Genomic DNA, 17,298 nt, shown 5'->3' on the forward strand with positions numbered 1-17,298 from the left:
ATTCCCTATGCCGCTGCCGGCTTGGGCGCGGTGACATTGAGGTTGGCAGGCTTGGCCTCACCAACCTTAGCCAGTGGCTGCATGGTGCCGTTGACGATGGACTGGTTGCCGCCTTCGATCTTGGCCTTGTCCTCGTAGGAACGAGCCTCATCGACGGTGTAAATGCCGGCCCCGACCATCTTGGACAGGAACTCGGCGCGCGCGGCGCTATCGCCCCGAAGGAGTCCTTCGAGCGAAAACTTGACCGAAGTCGTTTTGCGCTCAGCAGCCGTCATCAAATCACGACGTGCCGCGGCTTCGATGCTTCGCAGCATCGGAGTGAGGCAGGTTTTGGTGAATTGCAGGATCAACTGCTCGATACCGGAGCCCCAGGTGGTGGTTCCGTTCGCAGCGTGCCCGATCATGACGGGCGGCACGCCAAAAATGCGGCAAATCTGCTCGACGCTGAACTGGCGCGTCTCCAGCATCTGCGCATCCTGCGGATTTACCGTCAGTTGCTGGTACTTAAGCCCGGCCTCGAGCACGGCAATCTTGCCGGCGCGCTCCGAGCCCGCAAACTGCCCAAGAACTTCACCAAGCTGCTTGCGCTGCTCTGGCTTTAGGATTTGGTCGCTGGAAAGGATGCCGGCCGCCTGCATACCACCAGCAAACATCTTGCCGGCAGTTTTTTCGGCCGCCATGGCATTGCCAAGCGTGTTGCGAACCACACCGATTGGTGAAAGGCCGCGGTCGCAGCCAGGAAGAATAGCCCCACGCACGTGGAACATGTTCTTTTCGCTAATACGGCGCTTTTTGCCGTCCTCGGTGAACTCGTAATAGCGTTCATTGCGAGAATTGCGGCAAACGTCGACGCAAAGCGGGTGCAGCGGGTTCAGGGCGACCAGGCGATCACCAATCATCTTCTTTTCGGCGAAGAAATTTCCGTCCAAGCACAGGCAAATGGCCGCCATGGACCAGAAATCTGGCGCCGTGTCGTCCATATTGGGCATATCGTGCAACAGATCGTAGAGATCGGTGCCTTTGGCGAGAGTTACGCCGTCCGCACCGTACACAAGGCACGGGAGCGTCTTAACCGAGTTGGCGATAAGGTTTACGCAGGCCCAAACAGCATCAAGCGCCAGTGCTGTGTCGTAATTTACCGTCTCTCCGCTGGTTGTGCCGAGGCCAAAAAAGCCCCGCCAAAACGCCCCATCGGTGAGCTTGATGGGCCTTCCAGCCCATCGGTCAAAAAAGCCCATCAAATCACCATTATGGGGTTGGAAAGGAAGTCGTCGATGCTGCCCTGCGGTGCCGCCGGGGTGTCACAGGCCACGCCCACAGCCATCGCCGCGGCAACTGCCGGATCGATGCGCACCGTGGCTTTGCTTTTGTTGAACCACTGGTTGCCCATGAGCGGGTCGGTTTCGATGTGCACGCCCATCAGTGCGGTAAGTGTCACCGGGGACCGACGAATACGCACACGCTCTTCCAGGATTAACTCCTCGAGCTTGGCGACCGAGCCAGGCATCCAGTGGCCAAGTGGTGCGGGCAGGTCAGCAGCCTTGGCCGCCTCGACCTTAGCTTCGCTTGGCTTCGCGCGACGCTTGCCGCCCTGCGGGTGAGCAACCGTGACAAACGACAGCCCATAGTTGTCGAGTTCTTCCTGGAACTTGTCATAGCTGTACTTGTCGTAACCGAGCTCGCCGATGCCGTGGCTGGCGTCGACCCGTGCGAAGTGCGCAGCGACGTGGTCAAACCGCACTCTGCCGCCTTCCGGCGCGTTGAGGTACGGCTGGCCCGGAATGTCGTTTCCGTCAGCGTCTTTGTGGAAGGACTCCGACCACAGTCGATATGGCACGTGGTCGACCTTGGAACGTTCGTCCATGGTGTCGCCAGGCGTCCAGCTTTCGGCCCATAGGTCATAGGTAGGCAGGTCCGCTTCCGTGCCATCCGCTTTCTTCACCCGCTTGACGCCGGTCTCGATACAGAACGCCGCGGAAGTCAGATCCTTAGTCCCGCTAAGGTCCAAACCCGCACCATTTATGATTTTGCCTGCGTGCTCCACGTACGGATCGAAGTCGGCCATCACCTTTTCAAGGAGTGGTCGCGGGATCCATGCTGTGTCGGACTCGGTCCACACGCAAAAGTGCAGACGCAGAATACCGTTGCGCTTCGAGGGGATGTCCTTGGCCTGGGCGACGACGCCCTCAAGGTATTCGTACTTGAGGATGACGCCGAGCAGCGGGTTTGCCTTGATCCAGCACGACGGGTCAGTGAGCGGGTCGTCGTCTTTGTCGAGGGCGCACACGTAGGAAAAAGTGTCGTCGCTGCCGTCCCATACTTCACCAACATAGGTAAAGTCATCGTCCGGCGTTTGCGTACCTGCCGCCACTTTGACGGCGTGCTGGTGTTCAGCCCAGCAAATGCTGTTTCGATCCGAACCGGAGTTCGTGATCATCAAAAGCAAAGGTGAGCGTCGGAATTTGAAACCGCGCTCGAGCATTTCGATCACATCGCCATTGGGATGTTCATGCAGCTCGTCGCAGAGGGCAATGTACGGTCGCGGCCCGCTCGACGCGCCTTCGCGCGAAATCGGGCGAAAGAACGAATCCCGGTAGCGCAGGTTCCAAACTGGGTTACCGCCAGACTTCTCCACCCGGCTTGCCAGAGCGGGAGACTGATCGACCATGGCTACGGCGTCACGGAACAGGACCATGGCTTGGGCCTTGTCCTTGCCGGCGGCATAGACTTCGGCGCGCTCCTCGCCATCCAGCATCATGCCAATGATGCCGATGCCACCAGCAAACGGACTCTTGCCGTTGCCTTTGCCCTCTTCGCCATAGTAGCGGCGGAACCGGCGCAGCCAGTCACCCTCGGGCGTCTGCTTCTGCCAGCCGAACAGCGACCCGACCTTGAACTTTTGCGAGGTGTGCAGCAGGAACGGCTTGCCTTCGAACTGGCCACCGTTGAGCTTCAGCACGTCCTCGAAAACCGAAATCTTCTTGAGTGCCAGAGACAGGTTGAATCGCAAACCGCGCTTGTGTCCCTCTGCGCGATCCTGCTTGTGACGTCTGCACGAATTACGGACGTGCGGCCCCGCAACGATCTGGCCCGACAGTACGGCCTCTGCATACTCATCCACCGGCCCAGTCGGGTACGGCGGATCAATGATGTCGCCGCTAGGCGCCGCGGAAGTGCGCCTCGGCTGGGTCTTCTTGATCGTCACCTGGCGGTACCCCAGCCTTTGAGGCGTCGGCAGGCGTCGCTCCCATTTGGCCGTAGCATTGCCGAAGTAGATTGAGCGCCTGCACGCCGCAGTCCTCGCCGGCGATCATGCGCCCACGAATGTTGGCGGCGATCGCTAGGAATCCTCGGTGTGAATTATTGAGCCAAGGCACTTCTGCGACGATTTCTCGCCATGCCTTTTTGGCGTTGTCATTGAGCCAATCGAACGGCTCACCAATGTCGGCAAGCCCCGCCGGCTCATTGCGGCCAACGAAGCGCTCTTTGTGGGCGACATCAGCGCCTGTGGCACGTGCCTTGGCGCGCGGAATTCGCGGCTTGGCCATGCGAAATGCCTTGTGTTCTTAAGGGGTTGGTAGTATGGTTTTGAAGTGACCCCTCGAAGGCAAATTGCCTCGGGCGCCACGCTTCAAACAACATCGCACTCAACATTTGAATGGGAATTATGTACGCCGTGTGGGACCGGCGGTATGGGTGAACGAAGGTCTTACGACTTTCGACCACCCCCCGACCTCACCGAACCACCACAGGGAACGGCACGACCGTCGACTGCTCACCGAATGAGAGTTGATCGAGAGGCACAAGGATGACAGCGCATTGCTTGTCACCGAATTGGTTGATGCCATTGAACTGCGCGCCCAATGCAGGCACGCCACTCACGAACAGATCAACCTTGCCCTTGTTGTCACGTCTAAGTTCGATGTTAGTCATGTGCTTCTCCTCGCACGCTAGATGGGCCAGCCATCTGGCCCGAAGTTGATTGTCGTCTTGCCGTGATCCTCTAGCTTCCCGTCCCTATCATGGTGGGCTTTGCATAGGTTCTCGAATGGGCCATCCCAGAAGCGCGCTATGTCGCCACGATGCCCACCATCAGCATGGTGCACCACTGTCGCCACCTCTACCGTCTCGGATAGCAGGCAGCGCTCGCATAGGGGCTGTTGGGCTAGCAGGTGGGCGCGTAGGGCGCGCCACCTGGCCGTGTTGTAGAGGCGGCGATAGGCAGTAGCCTCTGCGCTGCGTTGATCACCCGAAGACAACGTCCACCTGATCGCCACGCAGCCAGCGGATGAGCCGCTTAAGGTTGGTGAGGGTCATGGCCGCCACTCATCGTCGAACCGCACAGCAACGGACGGCAGTTCGATCACGTCCAGGTCGCCACTGCTGTTGCAGTAGGTTGCGGTGACATCGCCGCAGCAGTCGCACACATCGATAACGGTCATTGGTGGACCGCCAGTAAGCAGGCGTACCACCTGCCCCTCGACGAAGATGTCGTAGGCGTCGATGACACGTTGGTTGTGGGTCGTGACCATGTAGACTCCTCAGCGGTGGAAAGAAATGGCAAGGGTGGCGGGGATCGAACCCGCAGCCTCCGGTTTTGGAGACCGGCGCTCTACCTTCTGAGCTTCACCGATTATGGAGCGGGAAGTGCGGACTCGAACCGACTTCATGGCGGCTATTGCAAATTGCCCACCTGAAAGCGCCGACCCAGACGCCATCTACCCGCATTCAAAAAGATGGTCCCCAGCCCATGCGTCCATGGGCGCCGCCTGTTAATTCAGGTCGGATGGGTGAGCTTCTATGAGAGGCTTTGGGACCTATTATGGAGCGAGGAGTGGGGCTCGAACCCACCACATTCTGGTTGGAAGCCAGACATTCTACCCCTGAATTGCCCTCGCAATGGGTTGCCCGTTGGGCGAAACTGCGCCGGGCTCAACTCCGTAGAGGAACCCGGCTGATCAACCGTCGCAGGAGGAGGCTGCGCCAGTGATGAAGTAGAAGCAAGGTGGACTCAAACCACCACGTCCGGACAGCGCTCGTCAGCGCGCTGCTATCGCCGGCGCAATATCTTTCTGCCATTGCTTCATGTAGTTACCCGGATCATTCAGAGGTGGCGCCTTGGCGTTACCGCCAGTCCCGCCACATGACGCCGGGTCGGTCTGTGACCGATACCGTGGAGTTGCAGCTACGCTGCACTACCTACTTAGAAAGGTTGCAACTCCACGGAATGCGGCGCTATGCGGCGAACTTTCTTTTATTTTCTGCAAGATTGTCGTTTGCGGCCGCCAATTTCCGCCAACCCTGCCTTTCCATTGTCCGGCGGTGGCCCTTGTCACCTAGTTCCGCAATGGCCTTCGCCGACATCGCGGACTTGATCACAGCGAGGTGCTGAGGCTCTGCATCGCGAATGGCTGCCTGCCAATCGGCGTGGTCCCGCATGGCCATGAACTCATCTGTCCAGCTTGGCGCGCCGCCTTTGCCCGACGAACCGATCTTCATTCCAATGAACTGGTCGGAATATCGCGCCGTACCGGAAGCTAGGCCGGGTGGGCAAAAGGTGACGGGTGGAAGGACAGGCGTATTGGAGATGGCCTTAGCGAGGTTGGCCCTGGACTGCTCTGCAGTGAATGACTTGCCCTTGCGGCGATCTCGGATTGTAGGGATGTACGCGCGGTGCGGCACACACAGGCGTCCTGACAAGGCTGCGTTGCTAATCGTGACCACAGCCGCACCGGTGCCACCATGTGACCCGCCCAGCTTCTCGGTTGTGCCCAGCATTGCGCCTGGCCGCATCACGACCTTCTTGAGCTCCACACCGGTGGCACCATTGACCATGGCTTGCTCGGTCTGCGTGCCGTCACTGAATTTCAGCTTGCCGATCTCAATGATGGCGCCGTTCTTGCCACCAACTCGCTTGACCGCTCCAACCTTCACCTCGTGCATGATCTTGGCAATCGACGGCGTGATTTCGAGCAGCAAGTCCTCGGCCATGGCTTCGGGTTCGTCGTCGCCGTCGAAAGTGCCGTCAGGAATGACGGTCGACGGATCCGTTGACCAACTGGACTGCAGCGGGTCGGGTGGGCTGTCGGGTCGGTTGCGGAACTCGAGCACAGCGGTAAGGGCGTCGGCGAGGGAGCCGCGTGCCATCTTGACGTTGTCGTTTGCCGGCTTAGTCATGATTGTCGTTGACCCCGCGAAGTGACGTCCAGAACATTTCTTCCTGCTCGCTTGGGAGCATACGGCCGTCGGCGCCTTGTGTGCGTCTGCCCCATGTCAGCATACCGGTAAGAGGGCCATAATCGCGGTCGTCATTATGGTCCTTCTGGCTGAGGTTGGAGCGGTCGTCTTTGCGTGCTGTGGTCATGGCGTGGCTCCAAAGATGGCAGTTTTGATCGCTTGGCCGAACTCACGGATCGACCTATCGACGACGAAGGCCCTGCGGCGTTGCAGCCTGATTCCGATCTCAATTCCGGCCTCTTCGTGAAGCCGTCGTTGCTCATCAGGGCTAAGGCATCCGCCCTTTGCCGCCTTCTGGCGGATTAACCTTCCCCACTCGCTCGTCACTTCGTTTCCTCCAGGGCTGCGTCGATCATGGCTTGCCAGACGGCCGTAGCGCTGTGCGAGCCGGGTTTGTAATCGGGCGGAAGTCCGTTACCCATCAGATCGGTCGGATCCCGCATGGCCACCAGCGCCGCTTTCACGGCCTCATACAGGTCGACCTCGCCATCAATGATGATCTTCGTGCCGTCCATGTCAGACGCATAAAGCGAAGCCTTGTTCTCGTGGATTTGGCGAAACAGGTCGTCCGCCAACGCCCGCGCCACTCGCTCAATCATGTTCATGCGACTGCTCCATCAGTGAATCCAACGGCCTTGCCATCAACGGTGACGAGGTAGGTGTCCCACCCAATTCGATCGTCGACGGTGTACGGCTCGACCAGAACGTCGTGAATGTCCAGAGGCGGGAACCAGGGCAGCGCATCTGCCTTCAGCAGAACTGTTAGCGCCTCTTTCGTGCCGTTAAACTCGACGACCGTATCCATTGAATCGGCAAGACTGCCGCGGTGCCATCTGAACTTCACTTCGCATCTCCCGGTAGACGTGCATGAAACCCGATGGGGTTTGGCTTCTGGCGAACTATCACCGCGAACTTGTTCTTGCCGTTGCTGTAGGTGACCTTGGCCGACGGAGTGTCGGTGTGGATTGTGCAGGTGGCGCGGGATAGTTGGTTGCCCCAACCGTCTACGAAGGTGCTCATGCTGCTTTTCTCGTCGGATGCTGGCTCTGCTCAACTATCGTCTTGGCCAAGATCACGCACTGCAGAGCATATGCCTTGTCCCCGGTTGTTCCGCCCGCAGCAATGCGCGCCACCATGAAACGTGCAGCCAGATCAATTGTTATGGTTTGGACTTCATCCAATGCCACAATCACGCTGCCCTCCTCGTTTCGTTGTTGTTTGCTGCCAGCCATTCCGTCACCAGCGCCACGACGTCGGACGCGCCCTGCTCGATCGTCTTGCCGCGGACCAAGTGGACCGGGTGGCCCAATGATGCGAGCAACGGGTGGCGCTTCTTCTGGTCGGCGCTTACGGGCGTCTTTGGCCCCTTCAATTCGATCAACAGCAGCCGCCCGTTGGCGGCATAGATGCGCAGGTCCGGCTCTCCGGCTGCGATTCCTGTCGCCTTGGCTATAGTGGCCTGCTGAGGTGAGCGGCGGGCTGAATTGAAGTCCCCTGCCAGGGTGAACGTGACTTCTGGGCCAGCCTCGTCGCCGTATCCAGGCAGCGCACGCAACCTGCGCACGGCTTCGGCCTGCACTTCCCATTCCAGCGGCCCAGCCTCGACCAACTTCGTCTTGGTCACCTTCGTGCCGTTGGCAAGTCGGGTGGTGGTGCGGGCTAGGCGGGTTCTCATGCTGCCACCTTCTGCGCACGGAGTTCGGCAACCTCAGCGCGCAGCTCGTCCCGCTGGCCGAGCAAATGCTTGATCACCAGGTCATGCCACGCTGCAGGCAGAAACTCCTGCGCCTGGTGCTCGTGGATCCAGCGACACTCACCGCCTGAGTGCCGGAACGACGCCTTAGCCTCCTCGATCGAGTAGCGTCCGGCCTGATCGCGAATGCCGGTGTAGCCGCAATGGTCTGGGCGCTCGTATAGACCGCGCTTCATGAGCAGGTAGTGATTGCCTTGTGTGGTCATGCTGCAACCGCAACTGGCGTAGCAACACGCTCTGCTTCGTCGGCAAGTCGGTATGCCAGCGCCATCGAACTTCCGACAGGGTGATAGCCGCAGAACTGGTCGATGGCTCCGCCCTTCTCGTCGACAGGGCTGCGACCGTCGCTCAGGTCGTACTTGTCATCTTCCGACCAGCCGCAGTCGACGCAACCACGTGGCCCGTAGATGACACCCACGCCGACGTCCGCGCTGTCCTGCCACGTCTCACCGCCGCACTTCGGACAGCACTCGTTGCTTCGATCGTGATACGACATAGCCACAGCCCTCCAACTCCGAATAGGATGCGCTTATTCACTCGGCGCGTCAACCAAAATAAGCGAAAGGGCTTATCGCCAAACTAGCCAAAATTAGGTCAATCATACTGACTTAACGCGAAAGCTCTAAACACCTTCACTTTCGCGCGCACAAGTATGCGCAATCCCTATAGGTGATTGCGCACTTGCGCACTTGTGGAACGAAATCACTTGCGCGCCACTTTCGCAGGGAATGCGCACTTACTTTCGCAGGCACAAATAGTAACCACTAGGGGCAAAAAAAGAGGGTGACCGAAGCCACCCTCTGCATATTTTTAGGCAGCCACTCGCGCCTGATACTCCGCCGACCGGATGAACACCGCATCCTTCCTTGATATCGGATCACGCTCTCGCACCTCGACCAGTGCGCCCTCCTTCAGCATGGCCCGCAGCACGCCAGTCACGCGCGACCGGCAGCCCTTGTCATCTATGTCAAGCCCAAGGGCGTATGCCACAGCCACGCCGGCCCACGCCTTGGCATTGGCCGCTGGCTTGAAGTCGCCGTTGTCGAGTTGCGTCTTGATGTGACGCGTCTGCTCCTCGGTGAGCGACCCAACGATTTCTTCCGTGCCTGGCCATTTGAACTCGGTCACCACTGGTGCATGATCCTGCTTGCTGAAGCCCAGATTGCCATCCCCGCCATTGCCTAGCGCCTGACCGACCAGATGCCGCCAATCAGCTTTGTGCGTGAGCGGCGTCAGGTTGGACTTGCCGTAGGTGATGGAGAAGAAGCCAAACCGATCCATCGGGTTAAGCCCCGCTGCAACAGCCTGGTCTTCAGACATGCGGTTGAGTACCCGCACCGACCGCGCCGCGCCGATCAGAGACACGGCGCCGCGAGCATCTTCCACTGTCGACTCCCGTCCATCCTGCTGCTTGCGCAGGTGATGGACGATATCGATGGAGCAGTTCGTTCGGTCTGCAATGTGTGCCCACAGCTTGGCCACCTTATCGATCGCGCCGTTGTCGTTTTCGTTGACACCATGGGTAGACACGAACGGGTCGACGATCATCACGTCGATCTGGTTCTGCAGGATTTGCGCTACCACGGCCTCGACGATCGGTTCGTTTATCTTGACGCCCTTCTTGTCGTCGTGGGCAATTACCATCTCCTGCTCGCGACCTGTGTCCAGGAACAGCCAGCCGTTGATGTCGTCTGGCTTCAACCGGTAGTGCAGGCATGCCGCCATGATGCGTCGTTCGAGTTCGTCGCGCGGATCCTCGGCGTTGAACAGCCAGACGCGCAGCCGGTCCTTCGGCTTTGTGCCTGCAAGCGGCCTTCCCGACGTCATGGACAGGGTGTCGACGATACTATTGGCCGTCTTGCCCAGGCCGCCAGGCGCCACCGTGACCGAGACGTACTTCCGGATGTAGTGCACCCCGAACGCGAAGCTACGCCGTGGCAGGATCTTGGGGTCGATCCAGTTGAAGGGCGTGGCGGCGAACTGTTTTGGCTGTTTTGGCTGATCCTGTACGGGTTCAATTGGGGTGGGTGTGGCTTCTGGCTCCCGTTCGGGTGCAGATATACGCTCGTGCGTATCCGGCGCTGATATACGCTCCTGAGTATTTTCCTGTGCCGCAGCCGCCTTGCGGCGTCCGTTCTCAATCATGCGGGTGACGTCGACCAGTCGGGTGTTGTCCTCCTGGTGTGTGCCCCGCTCTGGAATGCGGCGTGGCTCCTTTTCACCAGAGTCCAGCCCTCGCTTGATCTTGCGGCGCGTCTCTGGCTCTCCGTCGGCGGCAAGTACACCATTGGCCTGCGCCGCGCGGAAGAGCTCTGCTTCGGCATCGCCACGCGATAGCGCGCCTGCACCGACCAACTGGCCGAGCGAAAACGCGGACGCGTTCAGTTGATAGCCGCGGCCGCCCTGCCCCGTGTTGGCCAGCTTGTTCATCTCTGCCTCGACGGCAGCGTTGACGTATGGCTCGTGGGCGCCTGGCCGGTAGGTGTATTCACTGGAGGGACCAAAGTCCTCTCGTTCTGGTGGCATGACCAAGTCCAGCAACCACTGTGGCGCTTCTACGATAGGTGCTGCAGGGTCGTCGTCGGAGTACGCCCGACCATCAGCCATGACCGAGCCGGCGGCTATGACGAATCCGCCTTCCCCGCGCACGTCAACGCCACGACCGATATCGCCACGGTTTTTGACGCCGTCCGCGTACCGCCAGTAGTAGTGCTTGCCGCCACGCGGAGTGGTGACGATCGACGTCTCAGGCAGAGCGCCGTGCTCTTCCTGCATGGCGTCCAGCCATTCGAAGCCGTCGATTACCGATCCGTCATCGAGTGTCTTCTTGTCGACGTCGAGCACCCACACGCCAGTCTTGATGCCGGTCGGAATGCCCACCATGGCCTGGGGATAGCGCTTCCATAGTTCCCGTGCCACCCGCTCACTCAGTGTGGCCCCACGAAAGCCGTTTGAGACCAGGGGCGACTTAGCCTTAAGTACTTCAAACTCGCCAGTCTTCGGGTCGTACCTGCCCGTCTCCTCGTCGGCGTTTCGGCACGGGAAGACTGGCCACTGGCCACCGATGTAGTCGAGCGCTAGGTCGAGTGGGGTCATGCTGCCTCGCGGGTGGTGGTGGCCTGTCGAGCAGGCATATGCATCGCAATGCGCCGACCCAGCCACGTGAACTTCGGCACGGCCCAGCTATTGCCGAGGGCTTTGTAGCGCGGGCCGTCGGGCGACGTGGGTTTGCCGCGCCAAGGGATGTCGGTGTAGCCGTCGGGGAATCCCTGCAGGCGCTCGCACTCGGTGGGGGTTAAGCGGCGTACGGCGGAGGAGCCCTGATACATTGCAACCCCATCCGACTTGCTCTTATCCAACATCGGGGTGATGTCAGATGGATTCATGCTCTGTGTGGATGACGCCTTTGACTGAAAAGCTAGAACATGAGGTTTGTCACCACCGCCTGTGCTGGCGCGCAGTGCGGTAGCGACCTCACCACCCAACTCCGCGGTTGCACCGCCGTCGCGGCCACGTAAAGCCACCGTCAGCGCAGAGGAGACGACAACATCACCGCCCTGGTTGCCGTTGGATGGGCCGGCCGCCATGATTGGCTGAGCAACATCAACGATGCGCGCCTTGTAGTCCTTGCCGCTGTTCTGGGGCATGATTGAATAGACCACGGAGGATGGCACAAGATGGCTGTGCCCATGGTTCATGTCCTGACCGGATGCGCCCTGCAATCGACCATACGACGCATCGATCGTAGCCACGGTTTGGTGGACGAACGTCTCGCTTTCGAAGTCCAGACGCCCAACCGGGCCGCCATGTGAGTTCAGTGCCGCTGCAACATCAATGGGGCCGGAGGTGCGGTTGCCTCCGTAGGCAACCGCACCTCCCGATGGCACGGAGGACTCGACGAGTCCGCCGTCTAGGTCGAAGTCTGTCCCGAGTCCGCCGCCGCCCTTAGTGCAAGCGCTAATTGTGGGGGCAACGTTTTTCCGCGCTTCTCGGCTCGGCGCAGGATTCCCCTGCATGCCAACGCGCTCAAAAAGAACCGCGACGGGATCGGCCCCTCTTCCAAAATCTGCGACAAGGAGCACACGGCGGCGTCGTTGGGCCAGTCCATGATATTGTGCGTCCTGGATACGCCAGGCGGCACGACCTTTGGGTCCAGAGACCATACCCGCGTTGGGCCAGGAAAGCGTGTGTCGTCCCTTTTGCTTGCTCCACTTCCAATGGGCGTCGGACTTTCCGTCGACGGGCTGGGGGCTTGGAATGAGGGCATCATCTGCGCCGACAATCCCTGCCAAGAAACAGCCAAAGGCGTTGTCGGGGGTGTTGAGCCATCCGGGGACGTTCTCGACGATGGCATTTCGAGGGTCAATTGCATGGAGCGCTCGCATGTATGAGAGGGAAAGGTTGCCGCGTGCGTCCTGCATGGAATTGCGCAGTCCAGCGACGGAGAAAGCCTGGCACGGCGGGCCGCCGCACACGATGTCGACCTTGTGGTGGTACTGCGACCAGTCGTGCGCCGTCATGTCGCCAACGTTCGGCACATCCGGGTAGTGGTGCGCCAGCACGGCAGATGGGAACTTTTCGATCTCAGCGAAGGCGACGGCCTTCCATCCCAGCGGACCAAAAGCTACAGATGCGGCTTCTATGCCGCTGAACATGGAGATGAAGGTAATGGGGTTGTTGTCATTTGCTGGGCTCAACATCAGAATGGCGCCCCCGCATCGACAGCCTTGCGCACCCCATCGCCGCACGCTGACCACAGCGAGCGCACGAACTCCTCGATCACCTCGACGGTCCACTCGCCCATGTCGGGGCCGTACTCCTCAATGAACGGCCCGACGGCATCGATGGCGTAGTCGACCGCGGCGCGCTCGTAGCCGTTCCAGTTGCTGACGTCCTTGATCTTGGTAAGCATGGCCATGCACTCCGGGCAGAGAAAAAGCGGGTCGCGTCTGGGGTCGCCGATGCCGATGCCGTGGGCATGGCGGCCGCAGGTGAGGCAGGCGGTTGGGTAGCCCGTGCTGTCGGCTGTAGGGCGGAAGGGTAATACCTGGGCGGTGGTCATGCAGCGCCTGCTAACGGCAGGCCGTTGTCGTTGGCGGGCACATGGTCCTTCCAGTCAAACCACTGGATATCCGGCCTGCCCTCGTGCCGCTTGTCCCAGACGAACCAGGCGTGACACACGGCTGAACCCGCCTTCGGCCCGGTCCAGCCAGCGCGGTGCATCATAGGAAGGCGTCGGCTTGAGACGTGCACCCTTGCCAAAGACCCGGACTGAAACCACGGCTTGCGGGCGCCGCCCTCAAGGAACGCCAACCGTAACAACATGGCTACGTATGGCGCATGCTCGAGCGCAGTGTCGACGAACTCGCGCGCCAGCCGGAATGGCGGGTTGGTGATGACTGAAGTGATGTGAGGAGGAGTCTCTTTCTGCTTCAAGAAATCCGCAACACAGGAGTCAGGACATCCACGATCCACGAGATCATCAGCGCGAACCCGGAACCCCGCAGCCCGCAACGGCAGGACAATAGCCCCATCCCCGCAAGCAGGCTCCCATACGATGCCGCCAGGCAGCCACTTTCGTTCAATGGCCAGCAGCGAGGCGACGGCCTCGGGCGGGGTGGGGTAGAAGTCGTCACCTCGATCGGCGTGGCTATGGGAGCCAACCCCTGCAATCATCGCCATCACTCCGCCCCCTCCAACTTTTCTTTCCTCGCGGGCAACACCAGCGCCACGGCCTCTTCGATCGTCACTTCCGGCTGCACACTTTTATCGCGCAGCATGTCCACATACGGGTGGTCACCGGGGCGGCGGGCATAGGCCATCTTGCCGTGAGTTGGGCAGTAACTGCCCTTGGTACGCGGCAGGCCACAGAACATCTGGGCTGAGCCGGAAGCTTCGCCGACGGGCCAACAACACTGCTTCCTTGTCGGTGACGCCACTGGCGGTCCCAACGGCGCCCACGTTTCCGGCGCAACAACACGCCCTGTCTGGAAGGCCGTGTTGCGGGGCGGGGAGTACCCGCCGATGGACATGCGGTGGCGGTGAGCAACACCAAGAACCGCATTGCGGGTCGTGCCCAGCTTTGTAGCTATGGCTTCGGCGGTCAGACCGTACAGCGCTTTGATTGCTGCGGCTCGGCCGTGAGTGTCGAGATCGGCCCATATGGCTCGGCGTGGGGATGGAAAGTTGTGGTGATGGGTCATGCCTGCACCTGGCCGTCGAGTTCAGCGTGATAAGCCCGCACGATCCGCGCCACGAAGTCGGTGGGGGATTCCGTCGGCGCCGGACGCAGGCATACATAAGCCCCCACTTTGGCTGCTGCGTCTTTGTTTAAGCGAAAACGCTTATGACGGTACGAAGAAAAAGAAATCACGTTATCCATTTGCTGACTCCTGTGAGGCCAACCGCGCCGCCCACTGGCGCACGCCGTGCATTACTGTTGTGTGGTGAAAGCCGCCAAGACGGCGACCAATCTCAGAAAACGCGGCGCCTCTCTGGCTCAGGCGAAACCACAGTTCTTGCCGTGCTACGACTATCTTCCGGGCGCGGGTGTCCGTGGCCAAGTCACGAGCGTGCAGCCCGTGGCTGGCGCAAATGGCATCGACCACAGGCCGCCACGACGTCACCATGCGAACCGGGCGTTGCTTGCGCTTCCGACGCTGCGCTGCATTGGCGCGACGTGCCATCCTATCTGCCAAAACATCGGCCAGGAGTGTGGCGCGAGGCAAGTTATCGGCCCGTAGCGCGCCTTCGATGTGGAATTCTAGCGTTGAGGCGCAGGTTTCTGCGGCCCAGCGACGAATGCGGATGCGATCTGTTGGGGTCATGGCTGCTGCACAATCTGACGTAGTATAGCCTTCACATCATCGATGCTGTGGGCAGCATCAATCGCGGCCAGCATGTCTTCTCGTGCGACTATGCGGCGAGCCTGTAAGAGACCGATCTCCAGCGATTCACGGTAGTGGCGAATGCGCTCTACTTGCGTTGGCACATGGGCCGACTGCACAATCTCAAGATCATCGGAGCGCCAGAATTCGGACCCCTCCCCAACCGGAAATACCAAATCGCACGGATAGCCGTGGTCATCATCCTGAACAACGCCAACCACAAAGTTTTCGCCGATGGTGAAGGGAAAACTGCGCCAAGTCGAAATGTCCTCGTCGTATGCGTTTCGGTGTGCAAGCACCTTAACGGTATCGCCAACCTTGATGGTGCTCATGCTACTCTCCTCGCCGTCAGTTCAATCTCAACCGGCTCCGGCTGGTACGCCCTTGCTTCGGCCGCCAGCCGGCGCAGCAAGCGGGCTTTCCACCCCCTTGCACGGGAAGCACGAAGGTCTAGTTCGTCGGGGGTAGCGGTCATGGCAGCAGCGCCGACGAGTTTTGATAGTCGATCAGCAGTTCCGCATATTCAGCCCGCGCGGTTGCCAGTTGCTCACGCAACTCTGCAACTTCGGCGGCGAAGCAGTAGAGCATCTTGTTGCCGATGGAGTCCTGCCACGGCTCATCGTAGCGGAACACGTGCGATCCGTCGTCCCACATGACGTAGCGGTACTTGCCGCCCTCTACTGCCACATCAAGCCGCACCTCACCTCGCACGCCTTCCAAGTTTATCGCATCCATCACGCCGCCCTCCTATCCGCTGCAGTTGGCACAACCGCGCGTTCGATCCACTTGCCTCCTTGTTTCGCCAACTCCAAGGCTACCTGACGCCAGTTGCCTTGGGCGTCGCATGTCCATTTCGTGGTCATCTGTTCACCTGTTCATCAGGTTCCAAACCGAAGCGGCGACAAAGCTGCATGGCGTAGGTGGAGCCGAGCGAAAATGCGTCCATAACGCCAACCCAACGGGGATGCTTGGCGCCCTTCCGGTGAGCACGACTTCTGGCATTCCGAACCGCTCGCTCAAGCAAGGTGTCGTCGGGGATTTCGCTGACATCGGTCATGGCGCGTAATCCGACATGCTGATGGGGAGCAGGACCAACGGCACCTGCTTAACCTCGGCCCACGGATATAGCTTGGCGATGACGCGCCGGGTGATGGTCTCGTCACTGTTGCACTGCGGTGCCGCGCCTGTGAGTTGGCCCTTGCGGCGCCGCGTTTCTGGCTGCCAAAAGATCAGTCCGCGCTCCGGGTGGACGACCCACCACCTGTTGCGGATGACGTCGCAATGTCCTTTTACATCCATCACATTGGTCTCCGGAAGGTACACCAATCGCGGGTCGTCTTGTTCGTAGCTCATGGCTTTCCTCGCCCCTGAATTTCGTCGGCTACAACCTCAAGCGCTTCGATCTGCGCCTGCATTTCGATGTGGTCTTTCTTGGTCAGCCCAGCGTCGGTCATACGGCCTTCCATGAGGCTTTCGACCACGGTCATGATGTGGCCGACGCACGCTTCCCGCTCTGCCGCGACAGCGGCAGTGATGGCGCGTGCGATGCCTAGCCACGGGTCGTCAACGAACGATGCGTCAAGCGACGTGAACCACGCCTTCTCCGCAGCATCCCAAGCCTCTTGGCTCACATCATCGGGCCTCACGACACCACCCCCAAAGCACGGGCCACGGCCTGCTCACACTGGCGGCGCACGGCCTGCCGGTGCCATGTCTTGGGTCGGCTGTGCGGCTTAGCCTTATGGTCCGGGCGCGGGAATGGGGTTGCTGATTGGGCGGTCATGGTGTGGCCTCGGCTGGAAGTGCGGCGTGAAGCTGGGCAAGCCATGCGTTGCGCTCGTCAGTGCGCTCGACTTCCTTGGCTTGCTCCTTGGTGTGGTAGGCCATGTTTCGTTCGGCCTCGGCAACTTCGGCGACGAACCAATCCTCGGTAGTCCGCGCTGGCGGGTAGTACTTCGTTGGGAAGTCGCTGCAGTCGAAGTCGCGTGACTGCCGCAACTGGTCGAGCATGAACTCTTTCAGCCCCTCCGGAGCGCCCTGCCACTGCACCGTTTCGGCGATCATCGCGTTGTAGCGGTTGCGCGTTGCCGTGTTCCGCTCGACGACGGCGACCTTTGCCTTTTCGTTTTCGGCGTTCCACGCCGCAGCCTGCTGCTCACGCTCCTCTGCGGTCATCCCGACCAACAGTTGCAACCTAGCCGCTGCCTCTGTCCGGCGCGTTGAGCTGTGCGTAGATGGTTCAAAGCGTTCCGGGATTGGGGCATTGTGCGGCTCGTCGCGCATCATAATGAGCGCGCCCATGCCTCGGGCGCACGACAGAGCAAATTCCCTGAGAGTCGTCACGCTGCCGTCTGCGACACTGGCTGTAAATCCTGTTGGCATCTTTAACCTCCATACGCCTAGCGGCGATTCCATCTACCG

At 60.3% G+C, this 17,298-nt stretch carries 27 protein-coding genes and 1 tRNA gene; all 28 read right to left on the reverse strand.

The genetic code is table 11. The features are described 5' to 3' along the window. Positions 1–5: 5 nt before the first annotated feature. On the reverse strand, positions 6–1,238 hold the full coding sequence (locus N8A98_RS06880) for a phage portal protein (protein WP_262170194.1): 1,233 nt from the start codon (positions 1,236–1,238) through the stop codon (positions 6–8). Further along, a complete protein-coding gene (locus N8A98_RS06885; RefSeq protein ID WP_262170196.1) occupies positions 1,238–3,205 on the reverse strand; it encodes a terminase large subunit in 1,968 nt (655 codons plus the stop codon). Before N8A98_RS06885 ends, N8A98_RS06880 begins: the two co-directional genes overlap by 1 nt. Beyond that, the gene (locus tag N8A98_RS06890; protein ID WP_262170197.1) at positions 3,159–3,548 is read right to left on the reverse strand and encodes a hypothetical protein; all 390 of its coding nucleotides are present in this window, start codon (positions 3,546–3,548) and stop codon (positions 3,159–3,161) included. The genes N8A98_RS06885 and N8A98_RS06890 overlap by 47 nt, the downstream gene beginning before the upstream one ends. Before the next feature lie 187 nt (positions 3,549–3,735). Beyond that, the gene (locus N8A98_RS06895) at positions 3,736–3,933 is read right to left on the reverse strand and encodes a hypothetical protein (protein WP_262170198.1); all 198 of its coding nucleotides are present in this window, start codon (positions 3,931–3,933) and stop codon (positions 3,736–3,738) included. A gap of 380 nt (positions 3,934–4,313) precedes the next feature. After that, positions 4,314–4,532, reverse strand: coding sequence for a YodC family protein (locus tag N8A98_RS06900; protein ID WP_262170199.1), 219 nt, complete (start codon positions 4,530–4,532; stop codon positions 4,314–4,316). 291 nt (positions 4,533–4,823) lie between these two features. Beyond that, positions 4,824–4,898 (reverse strand) — tRNA-Gly (locus tag N8A98_RS06905). Positions 4,899–5,235: 337 nt separating this feature from the next. Beyond that, positions 5,236–6,177 carry a hypothetical protein gene (locus tag N8A98_RS06910; protein ID WP_262170201.1) on the reverse strand — a complete coding sequence of 314 codons (942 nt, stop codon included), beginning with the start codon at positions 6,175–6,177 and terminating at the stop codon, positions 5,236–5,238. Further along, positions 6,170–6,364 (reverse strand): hypothetical protein, encoded by a 195-nt coding sequence (locus tag N8A98_RS06915; protein ID WP_262170202.1) that lies wholly within the window; start codon positions 6,362–6,364, stop codon positions 6,170–6,172. Before N8A98_RS06915 ends, N8A98_RS06910 begins: the two co-directional genes overlap by 8 nt. A 196-nt stretch (positions 6,365–6,560) precedes the next feature. Continuing rightward, positions 6,561–6,842 carry a hypothetical protein gene (locus N8A98_RS06920; RefSeq protein WP_262170203.1) on the reverse strand — a complete coding sequence of 94 codons (282 nt, stop codon included), beginning with the start codon at positions 6,840–6,842 and terminating at the stop codon, positions 6,561–6,563. Next, positions 6,839–7,081, reverse strand: coding sequence for a hypothetical protein (locus N8A98_RS06925; RefSeq protein ID WP_262170205.1), 243 nt, complete (start codon positions 7,079–7,081; stop codon positions 6,839–6,841). The genes N8A98_RS06920 and N8A98_RS06925 overlap by 4 nt, the downstream gene beginning before the upstream one ends. Continuing rightward, positions 7,078–7,257, reverse strand: coding sequence for a hypothetical protein (locus N8A98_RS06930; RefSeq protein ID WP_262170207.1), 180 nt, complete (start codon positions 7,255–7,257; stop codon positions 7,078–7,080). The genes N8A98_RS06925 and N8A98_RS06930 overlap by 4 nt, the downstream gene beginning before the upstream one ends. Continuing rightward, on the reverse strand, positions 7,254–7,430 hold the full coding sequence (locus N8A98_RS06935; protein ID WP_262170208.1) for a hypothetical protein: 177 nt from the start codon (positions 7,428–7,430) through the stop codon (positions 7,254–7,256). The genes N8A98_RS06930 and N8A98_RS06935 overlap by 4 nt, the downstream gene beginning before the upstream one ends. Continuing rightward, a complete protein-coding gene (locus N8A98_RS06940) occupies positions 7,427–7,912 on the reverse strand; it encodes a VRR-NUC domain-containing protein (protein WP_262170210.1) in 486 nt (161 codons plus the stop codon). The genes N8A98_RS06935 and N8A98_RS06940 overlap by 4 nt, the downstream gene beginning before the upstream one ends. Further along, complete coding sequence (locus N8A98_RS06945) at positions 7,909–8,196, reverse strand: hypothetical protein (protein ID WP_262170211.1); 288 nt, start codon at positions 8,194–8,196, stop codon at positions 7,909–7,911. Before N8A98_RS06945 ends, N8A98_RS06940 begins: the two co-directional genes overlap by 4 nt. After that, complete coding sequence (locus N8A98_RS06950) at positions 8,193–8,486, reverse strand: hypothetical protein (RefSeq protein ID WP_262170212.1); 294 nt, start codon at positions 8,484–8,486, stop codon at positions 8,193–8,195. The genes N8A98_RS06945 and N8A98_RS06950 overlap by 4 nt, the downstream gene beginning before the upstream one ends. A 314-nt stretch (positions 8,487–8,800) precedes the next feature. Further along, positions 8,801–11,086, reverse strand: a complete 2,286-nt coding sequence (locus tag N8A98_RS06955) for a bifunctional DNA primase/polymerase (RefSeq protein WP_262170214.1) — start codon at positions 11,084–11,086, stop codon at positions 8,801–8,803. After that, positions 11,083–12,690: a DNA cytosine methyltransferase gene (locus N8A98_RS06960; RefSeq protein WP_262170215.1), complete on the reverse strand. Its 1,608-nt coding sequence runs from the start codon at positions 12,688–12,690 to the stop codon at positions 11,083–11,085. The genes N8A98_RS06955 and N8A98_RS06960 overlap by 4 nt, the downstream gene beginning before the upstream one ends. Further along, positions 12,690–13,052 (reverse strand): hypothetical protein, encoded by a 363-nt coding sequence (locus tag N8A98_RS06965; protein WP_262170217.1) that lies wholly within the window; start codon positions 13,050–13,052, stop codon positions 12,690–12,692. The genes N8A98_RS06960 and N8A98_RS06965 overlap by 1 nt, the downstream gene beginning before the upstream one ends. Then, the gene (locus tag N8A98_RS06970) at positions 13,049–13,672 is read right to left on the reverse strand and encodes a hypothetical protein (RefSeq protein ID WP_262170218.1); all 624 of its coding nucleotides are present in this window, start codon (positions 13,670–13,672) and stop codon (positions 13,049–13,051) included. The genes N8A98_RS06965 and N8A98_RS06970 overlap by 4 nt, the downstream gene beginning before the upstream one ends. Then, complete coding sequence (locus N8A98_RS06975; protein WP_262170220.1) at positions 13,672–14,193, reverse strand: GcrA family cell cycle regulator; 522 nt, start codon at positions 14,191–14,193, stop codon at positions 13,672–13,674. The genes N8A98_RS06970 and N8A98_RS06975 overlap by 1 nt, the downstream gene beginning before the upstream one ends. Further along, positions 14,190–14,372 (reverse strand): hypothetical protein, encoded by a 183-nt coding sequence (locus N8A98_RS06980; RefSeq protein WP_262170221.1) that lies wholly within the window; start codon positions 14,370–14,372, stop codon positions 14,190–14,192. Before N8A98_RS06980 ends, N8A98_RS06975 begins: the two co-directional genes overlap by 4 nt. Next, positions 14,365–14,817 carry a helix-turn-helix domain-containing protein gene (locus tag N8A98_RS23370; RefSeq protein WP_390888809.1) on the reverse strand — a complete coding sequence of 151 codons (453 nt, stop codon included), beginning with the start codon at positions 14,815–14,817 and terminating at the stop codon, positions 14,365–14,367. Before N8A98_RS23370 ends, N8A98_RS06980 begins: the two co-directional genes overlap by 8 nt. Beyond that, positions 14,814–15,209, reverse strand: a complete 396-nt coding sequence (locus N8A98_RS06985; protein ID WP_262170222.1) for a hypothetical protein — start codon at positions 15,207–15,209, stop codon at positions 14,814–14,816. Before N8A98_RS06985 ends, N8A98_RS23370 begins: the two co-directional genes overlap by 4 nt. Positions 15,210–15,348: 139 nt before the next feature. Next, a complete protein-coding gene (locus tag N8A98_RS06990; RefSeq protein WP_262170223.1) occupies positions 15,349–15,612 on the reverse strand; it encodes a hypothetical protein in 264 nt (87 codons plus the stop codon). A 124-nt stretch (positions 15,613–15,736) separates the two neighbouring features. Then, the gene (locus tag N8A98_RS06995; protein WP_262170225.1) at positions 15,737–15,934 is read right to left on the reverse strand and encodes a hypothetical protein; all 198 of its coding nucleotides are present in this window, start codon (positions 15,932–15,934) and stop codon (positions 15,737–15,739) included. Then, entirely contained in the window at positions 15,931–16,230 is a 300-nt protein-coding gene (locus tag N8A98_RS07000) for a hypothetical protein (RefSeq protein WP_262170227.1), read from the reverse strand. Before N8A98_RS07000 ends, N8A98_RS06995 begins: the two co-directional genes overlap by 4 nt. Then, positions 16,227–16,508 carry a hypothetical protein gene (locus N8A98_RS07005; protein ID WP_262170228.1) on the reverse strand — a complete coding sequence of 94 codons (282 nt, stop codon included), beginning with the start codon at positions 16,506–16,508 and terminating at the stop codon, positions 16,227–16,229. Before N8A98_RS07005 ends, N8A98_RS07000 begins: the two co-directional genes overlap by 4 nt. 148 nt (positions 16,509–16,656) lie before the next feature. Continuing rightward, positions 16,657–17,163 carry a hypothetical protein gene (locus N8A98_RS07010; RefSeq protein ID WP_262170229.1) on the reverse strand — a complete coding sequence of 169 codons (507 nt, stop codon included), beginning with the start codon at positions 17,161–17,163 and terminating at the stop codon, positions 16,657–16,659. Between the last annotated feature and the right edge of the window lie 135 nt (positions 17,164–17,298).

Source organism: Devosia neptuniae, assembly GCF_025452235.1.
Taxonomy (GTDB): Bacteria; Pseudomonadota; Alphaproteobacteria; order Rhizobiales; family Devosiaceae; genus Devosia.